The sequence below is a fragment of the Candidatus Tisiphia endosymbiont of Hybos culiciformis genome (assembly GCF_964030975.1).
GTDB lineage: Bacteria > Pseudomonadota > Alphaproteobacteria > Rickettsiales > Rickettsiaceae > Tisiphia.
This window is the reverse complement of the sequence record NZ_CAXIQH010000001.1, coordinates 322,817-346,118: the sequence shown is the minus strand read 5'-3', so window position 1 is coordinate 346,118 and position 23,302 is coordinate 322,817. Positions and strand designations below refer to the sequence as shown.

Annotated in this window: 11 protein-coding genes (1 of these 11 only partly in view); 9 read left to right on the top strand and 2 right to left on the bottom strand. The window is 31.4% G+C overall.

Features of this window, described 5'->3' with window-relative positions:
• Positions 1-131: 131 nt before the first annotated feature.
• Entirely contained in the window at positions 132-365 is a 234-nt protein-coding gene (locus tag ACQH2P_RS01880; protein WP_425362589.1) for a hypothetical protein, read from the bottom strand.
• A gap of 125 nt (positions 366-490) precedes the next feature.
• Positions 491-616, bottom strand: coding sequence for a hypothetical protein (locus ACQH2P_RS01875; RefSeq protein WP_425362765.1), 126 nt, complete (start codon positions 614-616; stop codon positions 491-493).
• A 130-nt stretch (positions 617-746) separates the two neighbouring features.
• Here ACQH2P_RS01875 and istA point away from each other — a divergent pair, with 130 nt between their 5' ends.
• From istA to ACQH2P_RS01830, 9 genes are all read left to right on the top strand, one after another.
• Positions 747-1,556, top strand: coding sequence for an IS21 family transposase (gene istA, locus ACQH2P_RS01870; protein WP_425362749.1), 810 nt, complete (start codon positions 747-749; stop codon positions 1,554-1,556).
• A gap of 9 nt (positions 1,557-1,565) precedes the next feature.
• A complete protein-coding gene (locus ACQH2P_RS01865; protein ID WP_425362750.1) occupies positions 1,566-2,261 on the top strand; it encodes a Mu transposase domain-containing protein in 696 nt (231 codons plus the stop codon).
• Positions 2,262-2,969, top strand: coding sequence for an IS21-like element helper ATPase IstB (gene istB / locus ACQH2P_RS01860; protein WP_425362751.1), 708 nt, complete (start codon positions 2,262-2,264; stop codon positions 2,967-2,969). It begins immediately after the preceding gene.
• Positions 2,970-3,139: 170 nt separating this feature from the next.
• Positions 3,140-4,003, top strand: a complete 864-nt coding sequence (locus ACQH2P_RS01855; protein WP_425362764.1) for a hypothetical protein — start codon at positions 3,140-3,142, stop codon at positions 4,001-4,003.
• A gap of 354 nt (positions 4,004-4,357) precedes the next feature.
• Positions 4,358-4,537, top strand: coding sequence for a hypothetical protein (locus ACQH2P_RS01850; protein WP_425362763.1), 180 nt, complete (start codon positions 4,358-4,360; stop codon positions 4,535-4,537).
• Between the two features lie 347 nt (positions 4,538-4,884).
• Complete coding sequence (locus ACQH2P_RS01845) at positions 4,885-5,037, top strand: inorganic diphosphatase (RefSeq protein ID WP_425362762.1); 153 nt, start codon at positions 4,885-4,887, stop codon at positions 5,035-5,037.
• 252 nt (positions 5,038-5,289) lie between these two features.
• The gene (locus ACQH2P_RS01840) at positions 5,290-5,649 is read left to right on the top strand and encodes a hypothetical protein (RefSeq protein WP_425362761.1); all 360 of its coding nucleotides are present in this window, start codon (positions 5,290-5,292) and stop codon (positions 5,647-5,649) included.
• Between the two features lie 26 nt (positions 5,650-5,675).
• Complete coding sequence (locus ACQH2P_RS01835; protein WP_425362760.1) at positions 5,676-5,888, top strand: MbtH family protein; 213 nt, start codon at positions 5,676-5,678, stop codon at positions 5,886-5,888.
• Positions 5,889-6,392: 504 nt separating this feature from the next.
• On the top strand, positions 6,393-23,302 hold the 5' portion of the coding sequence (locus ACQH2P_RS01830; RefSeq protein WP_425362759.1) for a non-ribosomal peptide synthase/polyketide synthase. Its footprint extends 22,900 nt past the window's final position; only the first 16,910 of its 39,810 coding nucleotides appear in the window; it begins with the start codon at positions 6,393-6,395; its stop codon lies beyond the right edge, outside the window.

Below are 23,302 nucleotides of genomic sequence, written 5' to 3'. Positions count from 1 at the left end.
GCTGGTATTTGCATCCTGATAATCATCAAATCCATATTTACCTTGCCAATTACTGCGATCTCTCTTCTTGGACTCATCGTACTCTTCTTCATTACCACCATTCTTATTATCAGATTCACTCGGTGGTTCTTTTAATGAATCTGAACTATCTTTTTTTTGTTATCTGCCTTAAAACCAATCATCATCTCCTTAAGCTTATTTATACTGATGTTTGATGATGCTAGCTTGTCTATTAGTTCGTTACAAAATTTCACAAGTTCTATCACCGCTTGCTGATCATCTCCTGTTAATGAACTTGCCTTAATATGTTGTATTAGTTCTTCTCGTTCCTCAGCACTTAAGGTCGCTACTTTTGGCTTTTTCATTTTGATTCATTCATTACGTTTAATAATTGAAATGTTATAGTATAACTGATAGTTTTTCAACCAGTTTTTTTACTAATCGGTGATATTTGCATAGTAGGAACCCAAATTTATAAAATAAATTCATACTACCAAAAAAATTTAATAGAGTTATGCAGTTTTGCTGCAAGTATACTATTGAGTAACCTATCTGTATAATGACAATTTGTATATCTTTCTTCCCAATCATGTTTTAAAGCATCAGAATCTTCCATATATGTAAATTGTAATCATCTATTGACCCCTTTAAAGGAAAAATTGTAATGAAAATTGCCCCCCTAAATAAGTAACAATATCTCCGAAAAATTAATATTGTTAATATTTTTTTTAAGGAGTTTTAAAGGGGTGTTTATAGTGGAAACAATAGGAAGAATACGTAGGATGTACCACGTTGATGGTAAGGCAATTAAAAAAATTGCTAGAGAATTGAATATATCAAAGAATACAGTAAAAAAAGTCATTCGTAGTGATCAAACCAAATTTGAGTTAGCAAAATATACCAAAGATAAACCGGTTCTTGGTAATCATCTTGCAGTACTAAATCAGTTATTAGTAGAGAATAGCAAGGAGCCGGTTCGACGCAGAATGACGGCAAAGAAACTATACCAACAGCTACAGATATCGGGTTACACAGGAAGTTATGAAACTGTGAATCTAATTGTCAGGGCATTTCGTAGAGAACGCGAAGCAAAGGGTCAACAAGTTTTTATTCCACTAAATTTTGAACCTGGAGAATCTTTTCAATTTGACTGGGGAGAAGAGGAGATATGTTTAGATGGTGAGATTATTAGAGTAAAGGCTGCAAGAATAACACTATGCTACAGCCGTCATTCTTTGGTTATTGTCTACCCTAACGAGCAACTTGAGATGGTGATGAAAGCACATGAAGAAGCCTTTAAGTTTTTTGCTGGCTGCTGTAAGAAGGGAATTTATGATAATATGAAGACAGCCGTTAAAGAGATATTAGTCGGCAGGAATCGTATTTTTAACGAAAAGTTTGTTCAGATGGCATCTCATTATTTATTTGAACCGACTGCTTGTACTCCAGCATCTGGTTGGGAGAAGGGGCGAGTTGAAAAACGAGTAGGTGATACTAGACGTAACTTTTTTACACCAATACTGACAGGGGAAAGCTATGAAGATATCAATTATTAACTCAGAGAGATGTCTTTAAATTGGTCTAAAACTAGACAGCATCCTGACTTTAAAGAGCGGACAATCTTTGAAGTATATGAGGAAGAAAAGCCATATTTAATAAAATATAGAGGAGAATTTACAGCTTACAGATTGCATCCAACTATAGTTTCGCCTTTAAGCCTTGTGCAATATGATACTAATATGTATAGCGTTCCGTGTGAATATGTAGGTGTTGCTGTGCAAATTAAATCCTATGCCTGGGAGATAGTTATCCTATATGAAAGCAAGGTTATAGGAGAGCATGTTCGCTGTTTCAATCGCTACCAGAAGATTTATAATCCATGGCATTATATCTCAGCTCTGGAACGTAAACCAGGGGCTTTGCGTAATGGTGCTCCCTTTAAAGAGCTTATGAGCTTATTACCAGAGGTATTTAGTAAGATACGCAATAAACTGGAAAACTACAAGGACAGTGATAAACAATTTATAGCAATTCTGCAGTTGGTTAATAAGTATGGATTAGACAAGGTGACTAATGCCTGTAATTTAGCAATTACTATTGGTGGCTGTAGTGCTAAATTAGTTGAGCAGTATTTACAACCAGCTATACAAGTAGATATCAATGAATATAAGTTTATTCAGTTAAAAACTCCACCAGACGCTGATTGCAGCAGTTACAGTAAAATACATTTAACAACCTATTCAGTAGTGGAGGAAAATTAAATGAAGGAGTTAATATTATTATTAGATAAATTGGGTTTAGCAGGAATGAAGATGCAGTTAACAGAGATGGATTTAGCAAAAGAAATGCCTGTGGGAGCAGTATATGAAGCATTAAAAAGGCTTCTTGAAGCAGAATGTCAGTATAAAAAATCACGTTCATTGAGTTATCGACTACAGCTAGCTAGGTTTCCTACAATAAAGCTACTTTCGGACACTAGCCAAGCTAAATTGGTTAGCCATTGTGATATACAAAAAGTTGTTGATAATCAGCAGAATATAATGTTAATTGGTGGTTCTGGGTCAGGCAAGACTCATCTAGCAATTGGTTTAGCATTTACTGCAGTTGAAAAGGGTTGCAGGGTAAGGTTCTACACTTTAAATGAATTAGCTAGCCAATTACTAAATGCTAGAATGCATAACTATGAGCTCAAATTCATCGATTCAGTTAAGAGGTTCAATGTTATTGTGATAGATGAACTGGGCTATGTACCAATAAAGCCCGAGGCTAGATTCTTACTATTTGAGCTGTTTGCAAAATTATATGAACAGTCCTCGCTTATCATAACCACCCATTTGAGATTTGAAGAATGGGAAGATATATTTGGTAATCCTAAGGCAACAAAGGCAATTATCGATAGGCTAACCCATCATTGTCAAATCATAGAAACTGGTAATAAAAGTTTTAGAGGAGGAAAAGATGCAGAATAAAGATTAAAATAATATACTATTATATAAATTAAAAATTACCAATGATTTTAGGGGATTTTATCTGAATTTTAACCAAAATTAACTAATTTTTTTTGTGGTCAAGGGGGGTCAATAGTTTATTACAATAGGGGGTCAATAGATGATTACAATTTACATTTTATTATGGAGAAATGAGAGTAAAAGGAGAGTTGTGGTCGCATCATTATCAAACACTTACTAATAAAGAAACTTTTAAAGCTTGTGAGGCAGTACGTATGGGTTGGCATAAAAAACCTTTTCAATATAGAGGTAAAGAATTTTTATTCAGAGGTATGCTTAAATGTGCCGTTACCGGTAATTTAATTACTTCTGATACTAAGAGCAAAGAATATAAAAATGGCGAAATATCAGAATGGACTTACTTAAGAGCTTGGAGTCCAGAAGATCCTAAAAAAGCTATTTGGGTCAGGGAAGATGAAATATTAGGGCAAATTGAGGAAGTATTAAAAACCTTACAAATAAAAAATCCTGAGATATTAAAACAAACAATGGATTATTTAATAAATGTCAATCAAGGCAAGGCTTATGAATTTAACCGTGAAGTTGGTGAATTTAAACAAGAGCATACCGTTATTCAAAATAAACTCGATAGATTGATGGATTTCTTAGTAGATGGCAGTTTTACTAGAGAAGAATTTTTACGTAAGAAAGCTCAATTAAAGGAAAGACAATATGAATTAACTGAACTAATTAAGAGTTATGACAAAGTAGATGATAAGCTTTCTAAAAAGCTTGCAGACCTTATATGTATCAGTACAAACGCCTATGAAACTTTTAAAGGTTCGACACTTACTGAAAAAAGGGAATTATTAAATTTTATATTTTCGAACCTAACACTCGAGGGCTGTAACCTGCATTACGTTCTGGCTTTTCCATTCACAGAATTGCAAAAAGTAGCAAACTGTCCCGAATGGCGGGGCGTAGTGGACAATTTCAGAACCACAATAGACATAAAATTATTAATTATTCAAACCTCCATGCTCATATTAGAATGAACTATTTCAACTGGTATTAGAACTCATAACTTATCGTTGGAGTTTTTTTAACCAAATGCCATTGTCTCCGTTGCAATCCCAAATTAACAATGGATTGATAAAAAGCCAATGAATGCTTTTAGCTATTTGCTATGCTAAGGAGTCTTCAGATTGACGATTCTCTTGATTATAAAATGTATCTCTTAATGTTGCATAATGATCTAGGATAGCTTTAGGAATCTGAGGTATACTTAATTTATCATTAGTATCCTTCGGTAAACTTATTGATATATTATGGCGTTTTGCTTCATAAAATTTTATCACTATCTGACCGTAAATAACAGTCTTTATCTTCTGTAGGTAATAATATATGCATTGTTTGCATTATTAATTGAAGGATTTGAATACGCAAATGTTATTGCTGATAAAGCCTATGATAGCGATGCCTTCATTGGGCAAATTGTAGCACAAAATAGTATTCCTATAATTCCACCAAAACGAAATCATAAAATACAGCGACATATGATAAATATCTTTATAAAGAACAACATTTAATCGAGTGTTTCTTTAATAAAATTAAGCATTTTAGAAGTGTATTTGCCAGATTTGATAAAAAAGCCTCTTCCTTTATGGGTTTTTCAGCTCTTGCCTCTGTTGTCTTATGGTTAAGATAGGTACACAACCTAGTAAATTTTTTATAAAATTAGCTACTGTAACTATTTTATCATTTTATAAAAGAATTAATAGTTTTTTTTAATTTTTTATTGGCAGAAATATTAATTTTCATTCATTATATTAAAATTATAGCTTGTTAAATGGTTTATCATTTATTAAGTTAGTTATTTTTTCTGTTTTCTAGATATTAAGATAAGCCTATTTCATTTTAAAATAGACTTAATCTTATGGTAAATTATCCTGTTGTTCCTGGGGCTATAATAAAATATAGATCCGTTGGAGTATTGATAATGGAGAATGAATCAGGAATGGATGAAAAAATTATTGCTGTACCTGTTAATAAGGTAGATATTTCTTTTGGCGATATCAAAGAGTATTAGTAATCTCAGTGTTCTATTTAAACTAATGGTACAACATTTCTTTGAGCATTATAAATATCTTGAAAAAGGCAAATAGGTGAAAGTTTTGGGTTGGAAGGATGTAAAAACAGCTAAAAAACTAATTCAAGAAGGGGTAAGGAGATTAACCGAATGAATAAAAACATATCTTAAAGGTTTATACTCTTGAACAGCTTTTAGAATATAGATACTGTAACAAAACTAATTAATAAATAATAAAGCGAGTAGGTAAATATGATCAATGAATTAGTGCAAAGATTAAGTGAAGGTAAACATGAGGTGGTAATAGGTCATAGAGATGAACCATATGAAGAAATAAAACAAAGGATAGAGGATGGTTATATTCATGTAAAATTTACCCAAACTAGAGGTGGTACGGAATTGGGTATTAATGTTGATTTAAACAACACCAATGTAAAAGAATTAGATTTTAGTAATGGGAAAGGAATGCTGCATATTGAAGGTACTACAAACCTAAATTACAATCAAGTAAGATGTATAGTTGATATTGACCTTGACACAAGAAAAGGATCAGGATGTTTACAAGTTGTAGAAGAAGAATTAATAAACAGTAATACTAGAACTGTAAATTGATATTAATAAATAAGATAGGAGAAGATATGTCAGAAGAAGATAATGCAGAATATATATGCTTAGTAAGTGAAGAAGAGCAATATTCAATATGGTTTGCTTGGAAGGAAATACCACTAGGTTGGAAACAAGTGGGACCTAAGGGGAAGAAAGAGGAGGTTCTAAATTATGTAAAAGAAGTATGGATTGATATGAGACCAAAAAGTCTTAGACAACAGATGGAATTGCTATGTCATAAATAATACCTGGATAATTCCTAAAATTCTCATTTTCGGAGTTTATAATAAATTGAAGAAATTATAAATAAAGTAAAAAGAGGTACCTATTAACATACCACCAACTATATAGCAAGACTAATAGATTGTCTGCTTTCATTGGCAGCACCCACAACTGTCGAAAGTTAGAAGAGGAAGCGGTTTTAGAGAGATTTCATAGGTAAGGTTAAGTAGCTATAATTAAGTATTAGTTAAAATATAAACCTACTAATATAATTTTCCTTGCTCATTGAGAAGGAATTTATTTAAAGATAGTATACTTTTTTATCTACGAGATCCTCTTAAAACCCTTTCCTCTTCTAACTTTCGATAGCTGTGTTGCAGTGCCACTTGTGAGTAGAAGGGGTTTTTTGCAAGAGGTCTCTAGAGCTTTATTGATAAGGCGTCCAGAAACCAAATTGATTTTAAATTGATATTTTGATGGTTAAAAATGATCTGTTATGTGAAAATAATTAAAGGTTTAAAATTGTTATGTATAAGATACCATTAGCTCCTTATTCTAAAATATTTTATAACGAATGGAAGTTAGATCAAAATAGAAGTGACTACAATATAGTTTTTGATCAAAATCTTTCTGGTTTACTGGAAATACAAAGGTTAAACGATGCTATAAAAAGATTTATATCAGATTATGTTATACTTAATAGTCATATAGACAATAAAGATAAAGATTTGTATTGGGTAAAAAATGATACAATCCATGAAATAGACTTTTTTGAAAAAAAAATACCCAATAGCAAGATTTTATCTTATATACAAAAACCGTTTGATTTAGAAACAGGTCCTTTGTATAGATTCGGGTTAGTAAAAGTAAACAATAATAATTATAGATTAATAATTGTTTTGCATCACATTGTTATAGATGGACAAACAATGGATTATTTTATACAAGAATTATCGAATTATTATAATAATAAATTTTGTAAAAGTGGCACTTCTAAAGAAGAACAATTATCAAAGATAACAAAATTATCTATAGAATTATCAGAGTATGTATATCTAAATAAAGAAAAAAGTAAGTCTTTTTGGAAAGAAAAATTAAAAGAAATAGAACCAATAGATTTAAGATTTTTAAAATTAAATAAGAATAAAATATTAAATGATAATTTAGAAATACAATCATTAAGTGATGTTGGAGAAATAAGATTTAGTTTTGACAAAGAAATATTTTTTAAATTAAATAAGTTAAAGAAAAAATACGTAGTAACACCATATTTATATGGTAAAAGTATAATTGCAATATTGCTAAATAAATATAGTGGTAAAAATAGCTTTTGTATAAGTTATCCAGTAGCTATAAAGAAAGGAGCGGATTTTATACATGGGGCTTACATTAACACTATAATGATTCCTTATGATTTTAGTACAATAAGTACTATTTTAGATATTTTTAATCAAACAAAAAAGTTTATAAAAGCACTAAGACCCAATGATATAAATCATAGTTATTTACCCATTTTTAACATTATATCTGCATTGAATAAAGAAGTATTAAATATTTCATTTTCTCAAACAAATTTAAAAGACAAAATTTTGGAATTTGTAAACGTAGAAAGTAAAGTAAATTATAGTACAAATATTGATTTAATAAATGATGTGTTATTTGAACAAGAAATTAGAAATGAAGAAATTAATTATAGAATAAAATATAAGTTAGATAGAATAGAAATAAGTTTATTAAAAGAATTTATAGAGAGTTATAAAAGATTATTTACTGAAATACTAGAGGAATTAGTAAACATAGAAAATATAAAAAATTTAAATTATATTAAGGGTTATAATCTATTATCCAAGGAACAATACACTCAAATAGTATATACCTGGAACGATACAGGCAAAGAATATCCACGTGATAAGACTATACATGGATTATTCGAGGAGCAGGTAGAAAGGAGTCCAGACAGTGTTGCATTGGTATATGAGGATATACATCTTAGCTACAGGGAAGTGAACGAAAGAGCGAACAAGCTAGCACATTACATAAGAAGTAGAGAGGAGATTGAGCCTGATACATTAATAGCACTTTGTTTGGACAGAAGTGAATATATGCTAATTAGTATACTTGCTGTACTTAAGGCAGGTGGAGCATATGTACCAATGGATACAGGCTATCCTGATAGCAGAATAGAATATATAGTTAATGATACGAGGGCAAAGGTGTTATTAACTAACAGTATATATCAGGAAAGGCTTGATGGTATTGATAAAGAATCTAATACAAGTGTGATTGCGGTAGATTCTGCAGAAGTGCAAGAAGCATTGGTCAGTGCATCTATATTCTCTCCTGTTACTAGAACAGAAAGTAGAAATCTTGCCTATGTTATATATACTTCAGGCACTACAGGTAATCCTAAAGGTGTAATGATAGGGCATAGAGGGGTGGTAAATACCATCGCATCATTAAATGATGTATATGATTTGAAAAAAGGCAACAAGATAACAGCCTTTACATCTTATATTTTTGATGTATCAGTTTCAGAGTTTTTTACAGCATTATTTCGTTGTGGAGAGATTCATTTATTAAATGATACAATAAGATATGATTCTTATTTAATTAGTTCTTATGTTAGAAAAAATAATATCAATTATGTATATTTACCTCCAATATTATTATCTAATTTACCAAAGGCTAAATATAAGGCACTTTGCGGAATAATATACGCAGGAGAGCCATGTGATATAAATACAGGTAAGTATTGGTCAAATGATTATAAGTTATATAATTATTATGGTCCAACAGAAGTAACGATATATGCATCAGGTAAACAAATAAAAAATGGAGATACTAATTTAATAGGTACACCGATCTCAAACACTAAGGTCTACATTTTAGATAATAACCTAATTCCATTACCTATAGGAGCTATAGGGGAGTTGTGTGTAGGAGGAGTGGGACTTGCCAGAGGATATTTAAACAGAGCGGATTTAACGGCTGAGAAATTTATAGCAAATCCGTTTAGAACAGAAAAAGAATTAAGGCAAGGTGAAAATGCAAGATTGTACAGAACAGGAGACCTGGCTCGTTTACTTCCCGATGGTAATTTAGAATATATAGGACGAAATGACTTTCAGGTTAAGATTAGGGGATATCGGATAGAGTTAGGAGAGATAGAGTCAGCTCTTCTGTCATATGAGGGCATTAAGCAAAGTGTTGTAGTAGTGCGAGAGCATGTAAGTGTTGATGATTCTACAGGTAACAAATACCTGGCAGGATATTACGTATCGGATCACAAACTCAAGGAATCAGATATTCTTACTTATCTAGAGTTTAAATTACCAGAATATATGGTACCGAGTACTTTAATACATTTAGAAAAACTACCGTTAACAATCAATGGCAAATTAGACAGAAAAGCATTACCAGATACTGAGTTTACTGATAAGGATAATTATCTTGCCCCACGCAATGAACTAGAAGCAAAGATGTGTCAAATATGGGCTGAGGTATTGGGGATAGAAGTAGATAAAGTAGGAATTCGTGATGATTTCTTTAGATTGGGAGGAAATAGTATTCTAGCAATTAGGCTAGTAAGTAAATTAAGTAAAGAGTTAGATAGAAATGTAAGCATAGCCACCATTTTTAAATCTCACAGCATAGAAAGATTAATAGAGTATTTAAAAGATAATGCAGAATCTAGCACTAATATAAGTAAAGTTAGTACAAGTAACGCAGAACAACAATTATTATCATTTGCACAAGAGCGTCTATGGTTTATTGAAAAGTATGAAGAAGGAACAAACGCATATAATATACCAATGTTATATAAGTTATCTGCTGATATCAATCTTGATACATTAGAAATGAGCCTTAAAGCTGTAGTGGCAAGACATGAGATTTTAAGAACATTAATTAAGGAAAATACGGAAGGACTAGGATATCAACTAGTCTTGGATAATACCAAAGACTTATTAGAGATAAATAAAATAGTTATAACATGCAAGATAGAATTAGAAACGGAATTACAAAAAGCAGTAAATTATGTATATGATTTATCAAATGAAATACCAATAAGAGTTTGTTTTTATTGCTTACAACCTGACAAAGAGTACTATACAAGTATAGTAGTACATCATATAGCATTTGATGGATGGTCAACCAATATATTTTTTAATGAGCTACAAGAATATTATAACTATTATTTAGCCAAATCAAAAGGGTTTGAGGCTAAACTAAATCTTCCTGATATTACGATTCAATATAAAGACTTTGCATTATGGCAAAGGAATTACTTAAGTGGTGATAGGCTAGATAGTCAGTTAAACTATTGGAGAAGTAAACTAGAAAATTATGAGACATTAAATCTAGTTACAGATAAACAAAGACTAAAACAGGTAAATTATAGTGGAAAGAATATTTATTTTGAAATTGATAAAGGAGTATCGATAAGCTTAAGAGAGTTGGCAAAAGAATTAAAAGTAAGTCTATATAGTGTATTATTGTCAGCATATTATTTAATGCTAAGGGTTTATAGTAATCAGGATGATATAATAATAGGGACAGCTGTATCTAACAGGCATTATAATCAAGTAGAGAACTTAATAGGATTTTTTGTAAACACTATAGTTTTAAGAACTCAAATAAGGTCAACAAGTACAATTAAAGAGTTTATAGAAACTGTAAGCAAGGAGGTAATAGAAGCACAACTTCATCAGGATTTACCATTTGAGAAATTAGTAGAAGAGTTACAAGTAGAAAAAGATACAAGCAGGCACCCTATATTCCAGGTTATGTTTGGGTTGCAAAATTTTGGTTTTAATACAAAATCAGAGTTATTACAAGGATATGTATCAGATACAAATTTGTATAACGTGGCAAAATTTGATATAGAAACATTTATAGATGATAGCCAAGAGATTTTAAGAGGAGGTTTTAATTATGCAGTAAGTCTATATACAGAAGAGACAATAAATAGATTAAAGGATACATACCTTAAAATAGTAGAGCAAATAAGTAATTGTCAAGTAGAAGCGAAGATATCAGATATAGGTTACTTAAATAAGGAAGAGTATGAACGGATAGTTTATAATTGGAACGATACAGGCAAAGAATATCCATGTGATAAGACGATACATGGATTATTTGAGGAGCAGGTAGAAAGGACTTCAGACAGTATTGCATTGGTATATGAGGATATACATCTTAGCTACAGGGAAGTGAACGAAAGAGCGAACAAGCTAGCACATTATATAAGAAGTAGAGAGGAGATTGAGCCTGATACATTAATAGCACTTTGTTTGGACAGAAGTGAATACATGCTAATTAGTATACTTGCGGTACTTAAGGCAGGTGGAGCATATGTACCAATGGATCCAGGCTATCCTGATAGTAGAATAGCGTATATAGTTAATGATACGAGGGCAAAGGTGTTATTAACTAACAGTATATATCAGGAAAGGCTTGATGGTATTGATAAGGAAGCTAATACAAGTGTGATTGTGGTAGATTCTGCAGAAGTGCAAGAAGTATTGGTCACTGCATCTATATTCTCTCCTGTTACTAGAACAGAAAGTACGAACCTTGCCTATGTAATATATACTTCAGGTACTACGGGTAATCCTAAAGGTGTGTTACAACTACATAGCAATATAATAAGGTTATTAACCGCTACACATGAATGGTATAAATTTAATCATAACGATGTTTGGACATTATTTCATTCGTATATATTTGATTTTAGTGTATGGGAGATATGGGGTGCATTTAATTATGGTGGGAAATTAATAATTCTATCTAATGAAAAATCAAGAGACTTGAATATATTTTATGAACTTTGTCAGCAACAAAAAGTTACAGTACTAAACCATACACCCACGGCTTTTTATCAATTTGCTGATATAGTTATTAGTAATAATAAGCTAACAAGTTTCAGATATATAATATTTGGAGGAGAGGCTTTAAATTTAGAACAACTAAAAGGTTGGTTTGAGTATTATAGTGATAATACTCCAAAATTAATAAATATGTATGGAATTACGGAAACTACAGTACATGTTACATATAAGCAGTTGAAAAAAGATGATATAAGCAACAATTCAGATATAGGAAAGCTTATACCGGATTTAAAAGCCTATATTTTAGATAGTAATCTAATCCCATTACCTATAGGAGCTATAGGGGAATTGTATGTAGGAGGAGTGGGACTTGCCAGAGGATATTTAAACAGAACTGATTTGACTGCTGAGAAATTTATAGCAAATCCGTTTAGAACAGAGAAAGAATTAAGGCAAGGTAAGAATGCAAGATTGTACAGAACGGGAGACCTAGTTCGTTTACTTCCTAATGGTAATTTGGAATATATAGAACGAAATGACTTTCAAGTCAAGATTAGGGGATATCGGATAGAGCTAGGAGAGATAGAGTCAGCTCTTCTGTCATATGAGGGCATTAAGCAAAGTGTTGTAGTAGTGCGAGAGCATGTAAGTGTTGATGATTCTACAGGTAACAAATACCTGGTGGGGTATTACGTATCAGATCACAAACTCAAGGAATCAGATATTCTTACTTATCTAGAGTCTAAATTACCAGAATATATGGTACCGAGTACTTTAGTATATTTAGAGAAACTACCATTAACAATCAATGGCAAATTAGACAGAAAAGCATTACCATATCCTGAGTTTACTGATAAGAATAATTATCTTGCCCCACGCAATGAACTGGAAGCAAAGATGTGTCAAATATGGGCTGAGGTATTAGGGATAGAAGTAGATGAAGTAGGAATTCGTGATGATTTCTTTAGATTGGGTGGAGATAGTATTTTAGCAATTAGGTTGGTAAGTAAGGTAAATATAGAATTTAAATCAGGTGTTAAAGTTAGAGACATATTTAAATTAAAATGTATATCTAACTTAGCAGAAACTATTTTTACTACTAACAATGACGAACAAGTTATATCATATATACCATTTAGTCTCGTAAATATAGAAAATTATAAGGATATAATCTCTAATTTTGAATTGATAGAAGATATTTATCCTGCAAGCTATCTACAAATTGGCATGCTGTTAGAATCCAATATGAATGATAAAAGTACATATCACGACATATTTTCTTATTTAATTAGTGCTAGGTATAATGAATATAAACTTTTATCTATCTGGAAATCTTTGGTCAATAAATATGAGTTATTGAGGGCAGCATTCGTCCTAAATGATAACGGCTGGAATGTTATTATACACAAAGATAGTAAACTAGATTATCAACTCTATAAAAATCAAAAGACTGTAGATTTAGTAGTACAGGAAAAAAGGAATGGTTTTGGTTATAATAAACCAGGTTTATTTAGATTAATAGTTAATGATTTAGGTAATAGTTTTGATTTTGTATTATCATTCCATCATGCAATTACAGATGGTTGGAGTGTAGCGTCTTTAATAAATGAGTTTATACAAACATATGTAAATGATAAGCCTATCATACCAATTCCAGATTTGCAATATGGAGAATTTGTTCAAAATGAAATATTGGCAATCGAAGATCAAAGGAATGCAACTTTCTGGAAAGAATATTTAGACAATTACAATGTTACAAAAGTTAATTGGAAATTTGATAAAGTAACATCTGAAAATAGCCTATATGATAAATTTATTAATTTATCTACCGAACAAGTCACTTTGATACATAGGTTGGCTAAAGATTTAGTGATTAGTATTGATAGTATATTTTTATTAGCGTATCTAGAAACTTTATCATTCTTTACAAATAATACTGATATAATGGTTGGTCAAGTAGTAAACAATCGTCTGGAAAAAGAAGGGGGAGATAAGTTATTTGGTTTATTTTTAAATACTATTCCATTTAGATTTAATATAAATAATACATCAAACTATTCTAGTAAGCTATTAGAAGTATTTGCAACTAAGGTTAGATTGCAACAATATAAACATTTACCTTATGGATATATAAAGTCGTTATTTAAACAAGAATTGTATGATTTTGCATTTAATTTTATACATTTTCACATATTTAATGATAGTTATTCTAATCTGGAATCTTTTGAAGGATATGAAAGAACAAATATACCATTTGTTCTTAGTGTATCTCAATATAAAGAATCCATGTTTCTAGTAAAATTTAGTGTGCATGATAATTATATTAGTCAAGATTTTCTGGATTATTTTACAGTATATTATCAAAAATCCTTACTTAATATATTAAATAATCCAGGTGGTACTAAATTATGCCTTACTGAACAGGATTATAAACAGATAGTTTATGATTGGAACGATACAGGCAAAGAATATCCACATGATAAGACGATACATGGATTATTTGAGGAGCAGGTAGAAAGGAGTCCAGACAGTATTGCACTGGTATATGAAGATATGCATCTTAGCTACAGGGAAGTGAACGAAAGAGCGAACAAGCTAGCACATTATATAAGAAGTAGAGAGGAGATTGAGCCTGATACATTAATAGCACTTTGTTTGGATAGAAGTGAACACATGCTAATTAGTATACTTGCGGTACTTAAGGCAGGGGGAGCATATGTACCAATGGATCCAGGCTATCCTGATAGTAGAATAGAGTATATAGTTAATGATACGAGGGCTAGGGTGTTATTAACTAACAGTATATATCAGGAAAGGCTTGATGGTATTGATAAGGGAGCTAATACAAGTGTGATTGCAGTAGATTCTGCAGAAGTGCAAGAAGCATTGGTCAGTGCATCTATATTCTCTCCTGTTACTAGAACAGAAAGTACAAATCTTGCATATGTAATATATACTTCAGGTACTACAGGTAATCCTAAAGGTGTAATGATAGGGCATAGGGGAATAACAAACTTAGTAACACTACAAAGCGAAGAACTTGGGTTAGCTGATGCTAAGAAAAGTAAAAATTGTTTGTGGTATGCAAATTATGTATTTGATGCTCACGTATGGGAAATTTATTCAACTATATGTAATGGGAATACTATATATGTAATAAATAATAATATTAGGCAAGATATAAGATTACTAAGCGGATATATAGAAGATAATACTATTGATATAGCACTTTTGCCACCTGTATTATTAAATAATATTGATATTTTAAAATTAGACACTCTTATAATAGGAGGAGATACAATTGATAAGAAATTATTAAGTTGTTATCAAAACAATAATTTAACAATAATAAATGCGTATGGTCCTACGGAAATTACCGTATATACAAGTTTAAAGCACTATAATTCCAGTTTTTCTAGAGAGATAGGCAAGCCTATTTCAAACACTAAGGTCTACATTTTAGATAGTAACCTAACTCCTCTTCCTTTTGGAGCTATAGGTGAATTGTATGTAGGAGGAGTGGGACTTGCCAGAGGATATTTAAACAGAGCGGATTTAACGGCTGAGAAATTTATAGCAAATCCGTTTAGAACAGAAAAAGAATTAAGGCAAGGTGAGAATGCAAGATTGTACAGAACAGGAGACCTGGCTCGTTTACTTCCTGATGGTAATTTGGAATATATAGGACGAAATGACTTTCAGGTTAAGATTAGGGGATATCGGATAGAGTTAGGAGAAATAGAGTCAGCTCTTCTGTCATATGAGGGTATTAAGCAAAGTGTTGTAGTAGTGCGAGAGTACGTAAGTGCTGATGATTCTACAGGTAACAAATACCTGGTGGGGTATTACGTATCAGATCACAAACTCAAGGAATCAGATATTCTTACTTATCTAGAGTTTAAATTACCAGAATATATGGTACCAAGTACTTTAGTACATTTAGAGAAACTACCATTAACAATTAATGGCAAATTAGACAGAAAAGCATTACCAGATACTGAGTTTACTGATAAGGATAATTATCTTGCCCCACGCAATGAACTAGAAGCAAAGATGTGTCAAATATGGGCTGAGGTATTGGGGATAGAAGTAGATAAAGTAGGAATTCGTGATGATTTCTTTAGATTGGGAGGAAATAGTATTCTAGCAATTAGGCTAGTAAGTAAATTAAGTAAAGAGTTAGATAGAAATGTAAGCATAGCCACCATTTTTAAATCTCACAGCATAGAAAGATTAATAGAGTATTTAAAAGATAATGCAGAATCTAGCACTAATATAAGTAAAGTTAGTACAAGTAACGCAGAACAACAATTATTATCATTTGCACAAGAGCGTCTATGGTTTATTGAAAAGTATGAAGAAGGAACAAACGCATATAATATACCAATGTTATATAAGTTATCTGCTGATATCAATCTTGATACATTAGAAATGAGCCTTAAAGCTGTAGTGGCAAGACATGAGATTTTAAGAACATTAATTAAGGAAAATACGGAAGGACTAGGATATCAACTAGTCTTGGATAATACCAAAGACTTATTAGAGATAAATAAAATAGTTATAACATGCAAGATAGAATTAGAAACGGAATTACAAAAAGCAGTAAATTATGTATATGATTTATCAAATGAAATACCAATAAGAGTTTGTTTTTATTGCTTACAACCTGACAAAGAGTACTATACAAGTATAGTAGTACATCATATAGCATTTGATGGATGGTCAACCAATATATTTTTTAATGAGCTACAAGAATATTATAACTATTATTTAGCCAAATCAAAAGGGTTTGAGGCTAAACTAAATCTTCCTGATATTACGATTCAATATAAAGACTTTGCATTATGGCAAAGGAATTACTTAAGTGGTGATAGGCTAGATAGTCAGTTAAACTATTGGAGAAGTAAACTAGAAAATTATGAGACATTAAATCTAGTTACAGATAAACAAAGACTAAAACAGGTAAATTATAGTGGAAAGAATATTTATTTTGAAATTGATAAAGGAGTATCGATAAGCTTAAGAGAGTTGGCAAAAGAATTAAAAGTAAGTCTATATAGTGTATTATTGTCAGCATATTATTTAATGCTAAGGGTTTATAGTAATCAGGATGATATAATAATAGGGACAGCTGTATCTAACAGGCATTATAATCAAGTAGAGAACTTAATAGGATTTTTTGTAAACACTATAGTTTTAAGAACTCAAATAAGGTCAACAAGTACAATTAAAGAGTTTATAGAAACTGTAAGCAAGGAGGTAATAGAAGCACAACTTCATCAGGATTTACCATTTGAGAAATTAGTAGAAGAGTTACAAGTAGAAAAAGATACAAGCAGGCACCCTATATTCCAGGTTATGTTTGGGTTGCAAAATTTTGGTTTTAATACAAAATCAGAGTTATTACAAGGATATGTATCAGATACAAATTTGTATAACGTGGCAAAATTTGATATAGAAACATTTATAGATGATAGCCAAGAGATTTTAAGAGGAGGTTTTAATTATGCAGTAAGTCTATATACAGAAGAGACAATAAATAGATTAAAGGATACATACCTTAAAATAGTAGAGCAAATAAGTAATTGTCAAGTAGAAGCGAAGATATCAGATATAGGTTACTTAAATAAGGAAGAGTATGAACGGATAGTTTATAATTGGAACGATACAGGCAAAGAATATCCATGTGATAAGACGATACATGGATTATTTGAGGAGCAGGTAGAAAGGACTTCAGACAGTATTGCATTGGTATATGAGGATATACATCTTAGCTACAGGGAAGTGAACGAAAGAGCGAACAAGCTAGCACATTATATAAGAAGTAGAGAGGAGATTGAGCCTGATACATTAATAGCACTTTGTTTGGACAGAAGTGAATACATGCTAATTAGTATACTTGCGGTACTTAAGGCAGGTGGAGCATATGTACCAATGGATCCAGGCTATCCTGATAGTAGAATAGCGTATATAGTTAATGATACGAGGGCAAAGGTGTTATTAACTAACAGTATATATCAGGAAAGGCTTGATGGTATTGATAAGGAAGCTAATACAAGTGTGATTGTGGTAGATTCTGCAGAAGTGCAAGAAGTATTGGTCACTGCATCTATATTCTCTCCTGTTACTAGAACAGAAAGTACAAATCTTGCATATGTAATATATACTTCAGGTACTACAGGTAATCCTAAAGGTGTAATGATAGGGCATAGGGGAATAACAAACTTAGTAACACTACAAAGCGAAGAACTTGGATTAACTGATGCTAAGAAAAGTAAAAATTGTTTGTGGTATGCAAATTATGTATTTGATGCTCACGTATGGGAAATTTATTCAACTATATGTAGTGGGAATACTATATATGTAATAAATAATAATATTAGGCAAAATATAAGCTTACTAAGCGGATGTATAGAAGATAATGTTATTGATATAGCAACGATACCACCTTTATTGTTAAATTATCAACATTTACTAAAACTGGATACTTTAGTGGTAGCAGGAGATATGGTCAGTCAAAATGTATTGGATTATTATTTAAATAACAATATAAAAACAATAAATGCTTATGGTCCAACTGAAACAACAGTATGTGCTAGTTTAAATAATTATAATAATGGAGACACTACTAATTTAATAGGTACACCGATCTCAAACACTAAGGTCTACATTTTAGATAGTAACCTAACTCCTCTTCCTTTTGGAGCTATAGGTGAATTGTATGTAGGAGGAGTGGGACTTGCCAGAGGATATTTAAACAGAGCGGATTTAACGGCTGAGAAATTTATAGCAAATCCGTTTAGAACAGAAAAAGAATTAAGGCAAGGTGAGAATGCAAGATTGTACAGAACAGGAGACCTGGCTCGTTTACTTCCTGATGGTAATTTGGAATATATAGGACGAAATGACTTTCAGGTTAAGATTAGGGGGTATCGGATAGAGTTAGGAGAAATAGAGTCAGCTCTTCTGTCATATGAGGGTATTAAGCAAAGTGTTGTAGTAGTGCGAGAGTACGTAAGTGCTGATGATTCTACAGGTAACAAATACCTGGTGGGGTATTACGTATCAGATCACAAACTCAAGGAATCAGATATTCTTACTTATCTAGAGTTTAAATTACCAGAATATATGGTACCAAGTACTTTAGTACATTTAGAGAAACTACCATTAACAATTAATGGCAAATTAGACAGAAAAGCATTACCAGATACTGAGTTTACTGATAAGGATAATTATCTTGCCCCACGCAATGAACTAGAAGCAAAGATGTGTCAAATATGGGCTGAGGTATTGGGGATAGAAGTAGATAAAGTAGGAATTCGTGATGATTTCTTTAGATTGGGAGGAAATAGTATTCTAGCAATTAGGCTAGTAAGTAAATTAAGTAAAGAGTTAGATAGAAATGTAAGCATAGCCACCATTTTTAAATCTCACAGCATAGAAAGATTAATAGAGTATTTAAAAGATAATGCAGAATCTAGCACTAATATAAGTAAAGTTAGTACAAGTAACGCAGAACAACAATTATTATCATTTGCACAAGAGCGTCTATGGTTTATTGAAAAGTATGAAGAAGGAACAAACGCATATAATATACCAATGTTATATAAGTTATCTGCTGATATCAATCTTGATACATTAGAAATGAGCCTTAAAGCTGTAGTGGCAAGACATGAGATTTTAAGAACATTAATTAAGGAAAATACGGAAGGACTAGGATATCAACTAGTCTTGGATAATACCAAAGACTTATTAGAGATAAATAAAATAGTTATAACATGCAAGATAGAATTAGAAACGGAATTACAAAAAGCAGTAAATTATGTATATGATTTATCAAATGAAATACCAATAAGAGTTTGTTTTTATTGCTTACAACCTGACAAAGAGTACTATACAAGTATAGTAGTACATCATATAGCATTTGATGGATGGTCAACCAATATATTTTTTAATGAGCTACAAGAATATTATAACTATTATTTAGCCAAATCAAAAGGGTTTGAGGCTAAACTAAATCTTCCTGATATTACGATTCAATATAAAGACTTTGCATTATGGCAAAGGAATTACTTAAGTGGTGATAGGCTAGATAGTCAGTTAAACTATTGGAGAAGTAAACTAGAAAATTATGAGACATTAAATCTAGTTACAGATAAACAAAGACTAAAACAGGTAAATTATAGTGGAAAGAATATTTATTTTGAAATTGATAAAGGAGTATCGATAAGCTTAAGAGAGTTGGCAAAAGAATTAAAAGTAAGTCTATATAGTGTATTATTGTCAGCATATTATTTAATGCTAAGGGTTTATAGTAATCAGGATGATATAATAATAGGGACAGCTGTATCTAACAGGCATTATAATCAAGTAGAGAACTTAATAGGATTTTTTGTAAACACTATAGTTTTAAGAACTCAAATAAGGTCAACAAGTACAATTAAAGAGTTTATAGAAACTGTAAGCAAGGAGGTAATAGAAGCACAACTTCATCAGGATTTACCATTTGAGAAATTAGTAGAAGAGTTACAAGTAGAAAAAGATACAAGTAGGCACCCTATATTCCAGGTTATGTTTGGGTTGCAAAATTTTGGTTTTAATACAAAATCAGAGTTATTACAAGGATATGTATCAGATACAAATTTGTATAACGTGGCAAAATTTGATATAGAAACATTTATAGATGATAGCCAAGAGATTTTAAGAGGAGGTTTTAATTATGCAGTAAGTCTATATACAGAAGAGACAATAAATAGATTAAAGGATACATACCTTAAAATAGTAGAGCAAATAAGTAATTGTCAAGTAGAAGCGAAGATATCAGATATAGGTTACTTAAATAAGGAAGAGTATGAACGGATAGTTTATAATTGGAACGATACAGGCAAAGAATATCCATGTGATAAGACGATACATGGATTATTTGAGGAGCAGGTAGAAAGGACTTCAGACAGTATTGCATTGGTATATGAGGATATACATCTTAGCTACAGGGAAGTGAACGAAAGAGCGAACAAGCTAGCACATTATATAAGAAGTAGAGAGGAGATTGAGCCTGATACATTAATAGCACTTTGTTTGGACAGAAGTGAATACATGCTAATTAGTATACTTGCGGTACTTAAGGCAGGTGGAGCATATGTACCAATGGATCCAGGCTATCCTGATAGTAGAATAGCGTATATAGTTAATGATACGAGGGCAAAGGTGTTATTAACTAACAGTATATATCAGGAAAGGCTTGATGGTATTGATAAGGAAGCTAATACAAGTGTGATTGTGGTAGATTCTGCAGAAGTGCAAGAAGTATTGGTCACTGCATCTATATTCTCTCCTGTTACTAGAACAGAAAGTACAAATCTTGCATATGTAATATATACTTCAGGTACTACAGGTAATCCTAAAGGTGTAATGATAGGGCATAGGGGAATAACAAACTTAGTAACACTACAAAGCGAAGAACTTGGATTAACTGATGCTAAGAAAAGTAAAAATTGTTTGTGGTATGCAAATTATGTATTTGATGCTCACGTATGGGAAATTTATTCAACTATATGTAGTGGGAATACTATATATGTAATAAATAATAATATTAGGCAAAATATAAGCTTACTAAGCGGATGTATAGAAGATAATGTTATTGATATAGCAACGATACCACCTTTATTGTTAAATTATCAACATTTACTAAAACTGGATACTTTAGTGGTAGCAGGAGATATGGTCAGTCAAAATGTATTGGATTATTATTTAAATAACAATATAAAAACAATAAATGCTTATGGTCCAACTGAAACAACAGTATGTGCTAGTTTAAATAATTATAATAATGGAGACACTACTAATTTAATAGGTACACCGATCTCAAACACTAAGGTCTACATTTTAGATAGTAACCTAACTCCTCTTCCTTTTGGAGCTATAGGTGAATTGTATGTAGGAGGAGTGGGACTTGCCAGAGGATATTTAAACAGAGTGGATTTAACGGCTGAGAAATTTATAGCAAATCCGTTTAGAACAGAAAAAGAATTAAGGCAAGGTGAGAATGCAAGATTGTACAGAACAGGAGACCTGGCTCGTTTACTTCCTGATGGTAATTTGGAATATATAGGACGAAATGACTTTCAGGTTAAGATTAGGGGGTATCGGATAGAGTTAGGAGAAATAGAGTCAGCTCTTCTGTCATATGAGGGTATTAAGCAAAGTGTTGTAGTAGTGCGAGAGTACGTAAGTGCTGATGATTCTACAGGTAACAAATACCTGGTGGGGTATTACGTATCAGATCACAAACTCAAGGAATCAGATATTCTTACTTATCTAGAGTTTAAATTACCAGAATATATGGTACCAAGTACTTTAGTACATTTAGAGAAACTACCATTAACAATTAATGGCAAATTAGACAGAAAAGCATTACCAGATACTGAGTTTACTGATAAGGATAATTATCTTGCCCCACGCAATGAACTAGAAGCAAAGATGTGTCAAATATGGGCTGAGGTATTGGGGATAGAAGTAGATAAAGTAGGAATTCGTGATGATTTCTTTAGATTGGGAGGAAATAGTATTCTAGCAATTAGGCTAGTAAGTAAATTAAGTAAAGAGTTAGATAGAAATGTAAGCATAGCCACCATTTTTAAATCTCACAGCATAGAAAGATTAATAGAGTATTTAAAAGATAATGCAGAATCTAGCACTAATATAAGTAAAGTTAGTACAAGTAACGCAGAACAACAATTATTATCATTTGCACAAGAGCGTCTATGGTTTATTGAAAAGTATGAAGAAGGAACAAACGCATATAATATACCAATGTTATATAAGTTATCTGCTGATATCAATCTTGATACATTAGAAATGAGCCTTAAAGCTGTAGTGGCAAGACATGAGATTTTAAGAACATTAATTAAGGAAAATACGGAAGGACTAGGATATCAACTAGTCTTGGATAATACCAAAGACTTATTAGAGATAAATAAAATAGTTATAACATGCAAGATAGAATTAGAAACGGAATTACAAAAAGCAGTAAATTATGTATATGATTTATCAAATGAAATACCAATAAGAGTTTGTTTTTATTGCTTACAACCTGACAAAGAGTACTATACAAGTATAGTAGTACATCATATAGCATTTGATGGATGGTCAACCAATATATTTTTTAATGAGCTACAAGAATATTATAACTATTATTTAGCCAAATCAAAAGGGTTTGAGGCTAAACTAAATCTTCCTGATATTACGATTCAATATAAAGACTTTGCATTATGGCAAAGGAATTACTTAAGTGGTGATAGGCTAGATAGTCAGTTAAACTATTGGAGAAGTAAACTAGAAAATTATGAGACATTAAATCTAGTTACAGATAAACAAAGACTAAAACAGGTAAATTATAGTGGAAAGAATATTTATTTTGAAATTGATAAAGGAGTATCGATAAGCTTAAGAGAGTTGGCAAAAGAATTAAAAGTAAGTCTATATAGTGTATTATTGTCAGCATATTATTTAATGCTAAGGGTTTATAGTAATCAGGATGATATAATAATAGGGACAGCTGTATCTAACAGGCATTATAATCAAGTAGAGAACTTAATAGGATTTTTTGT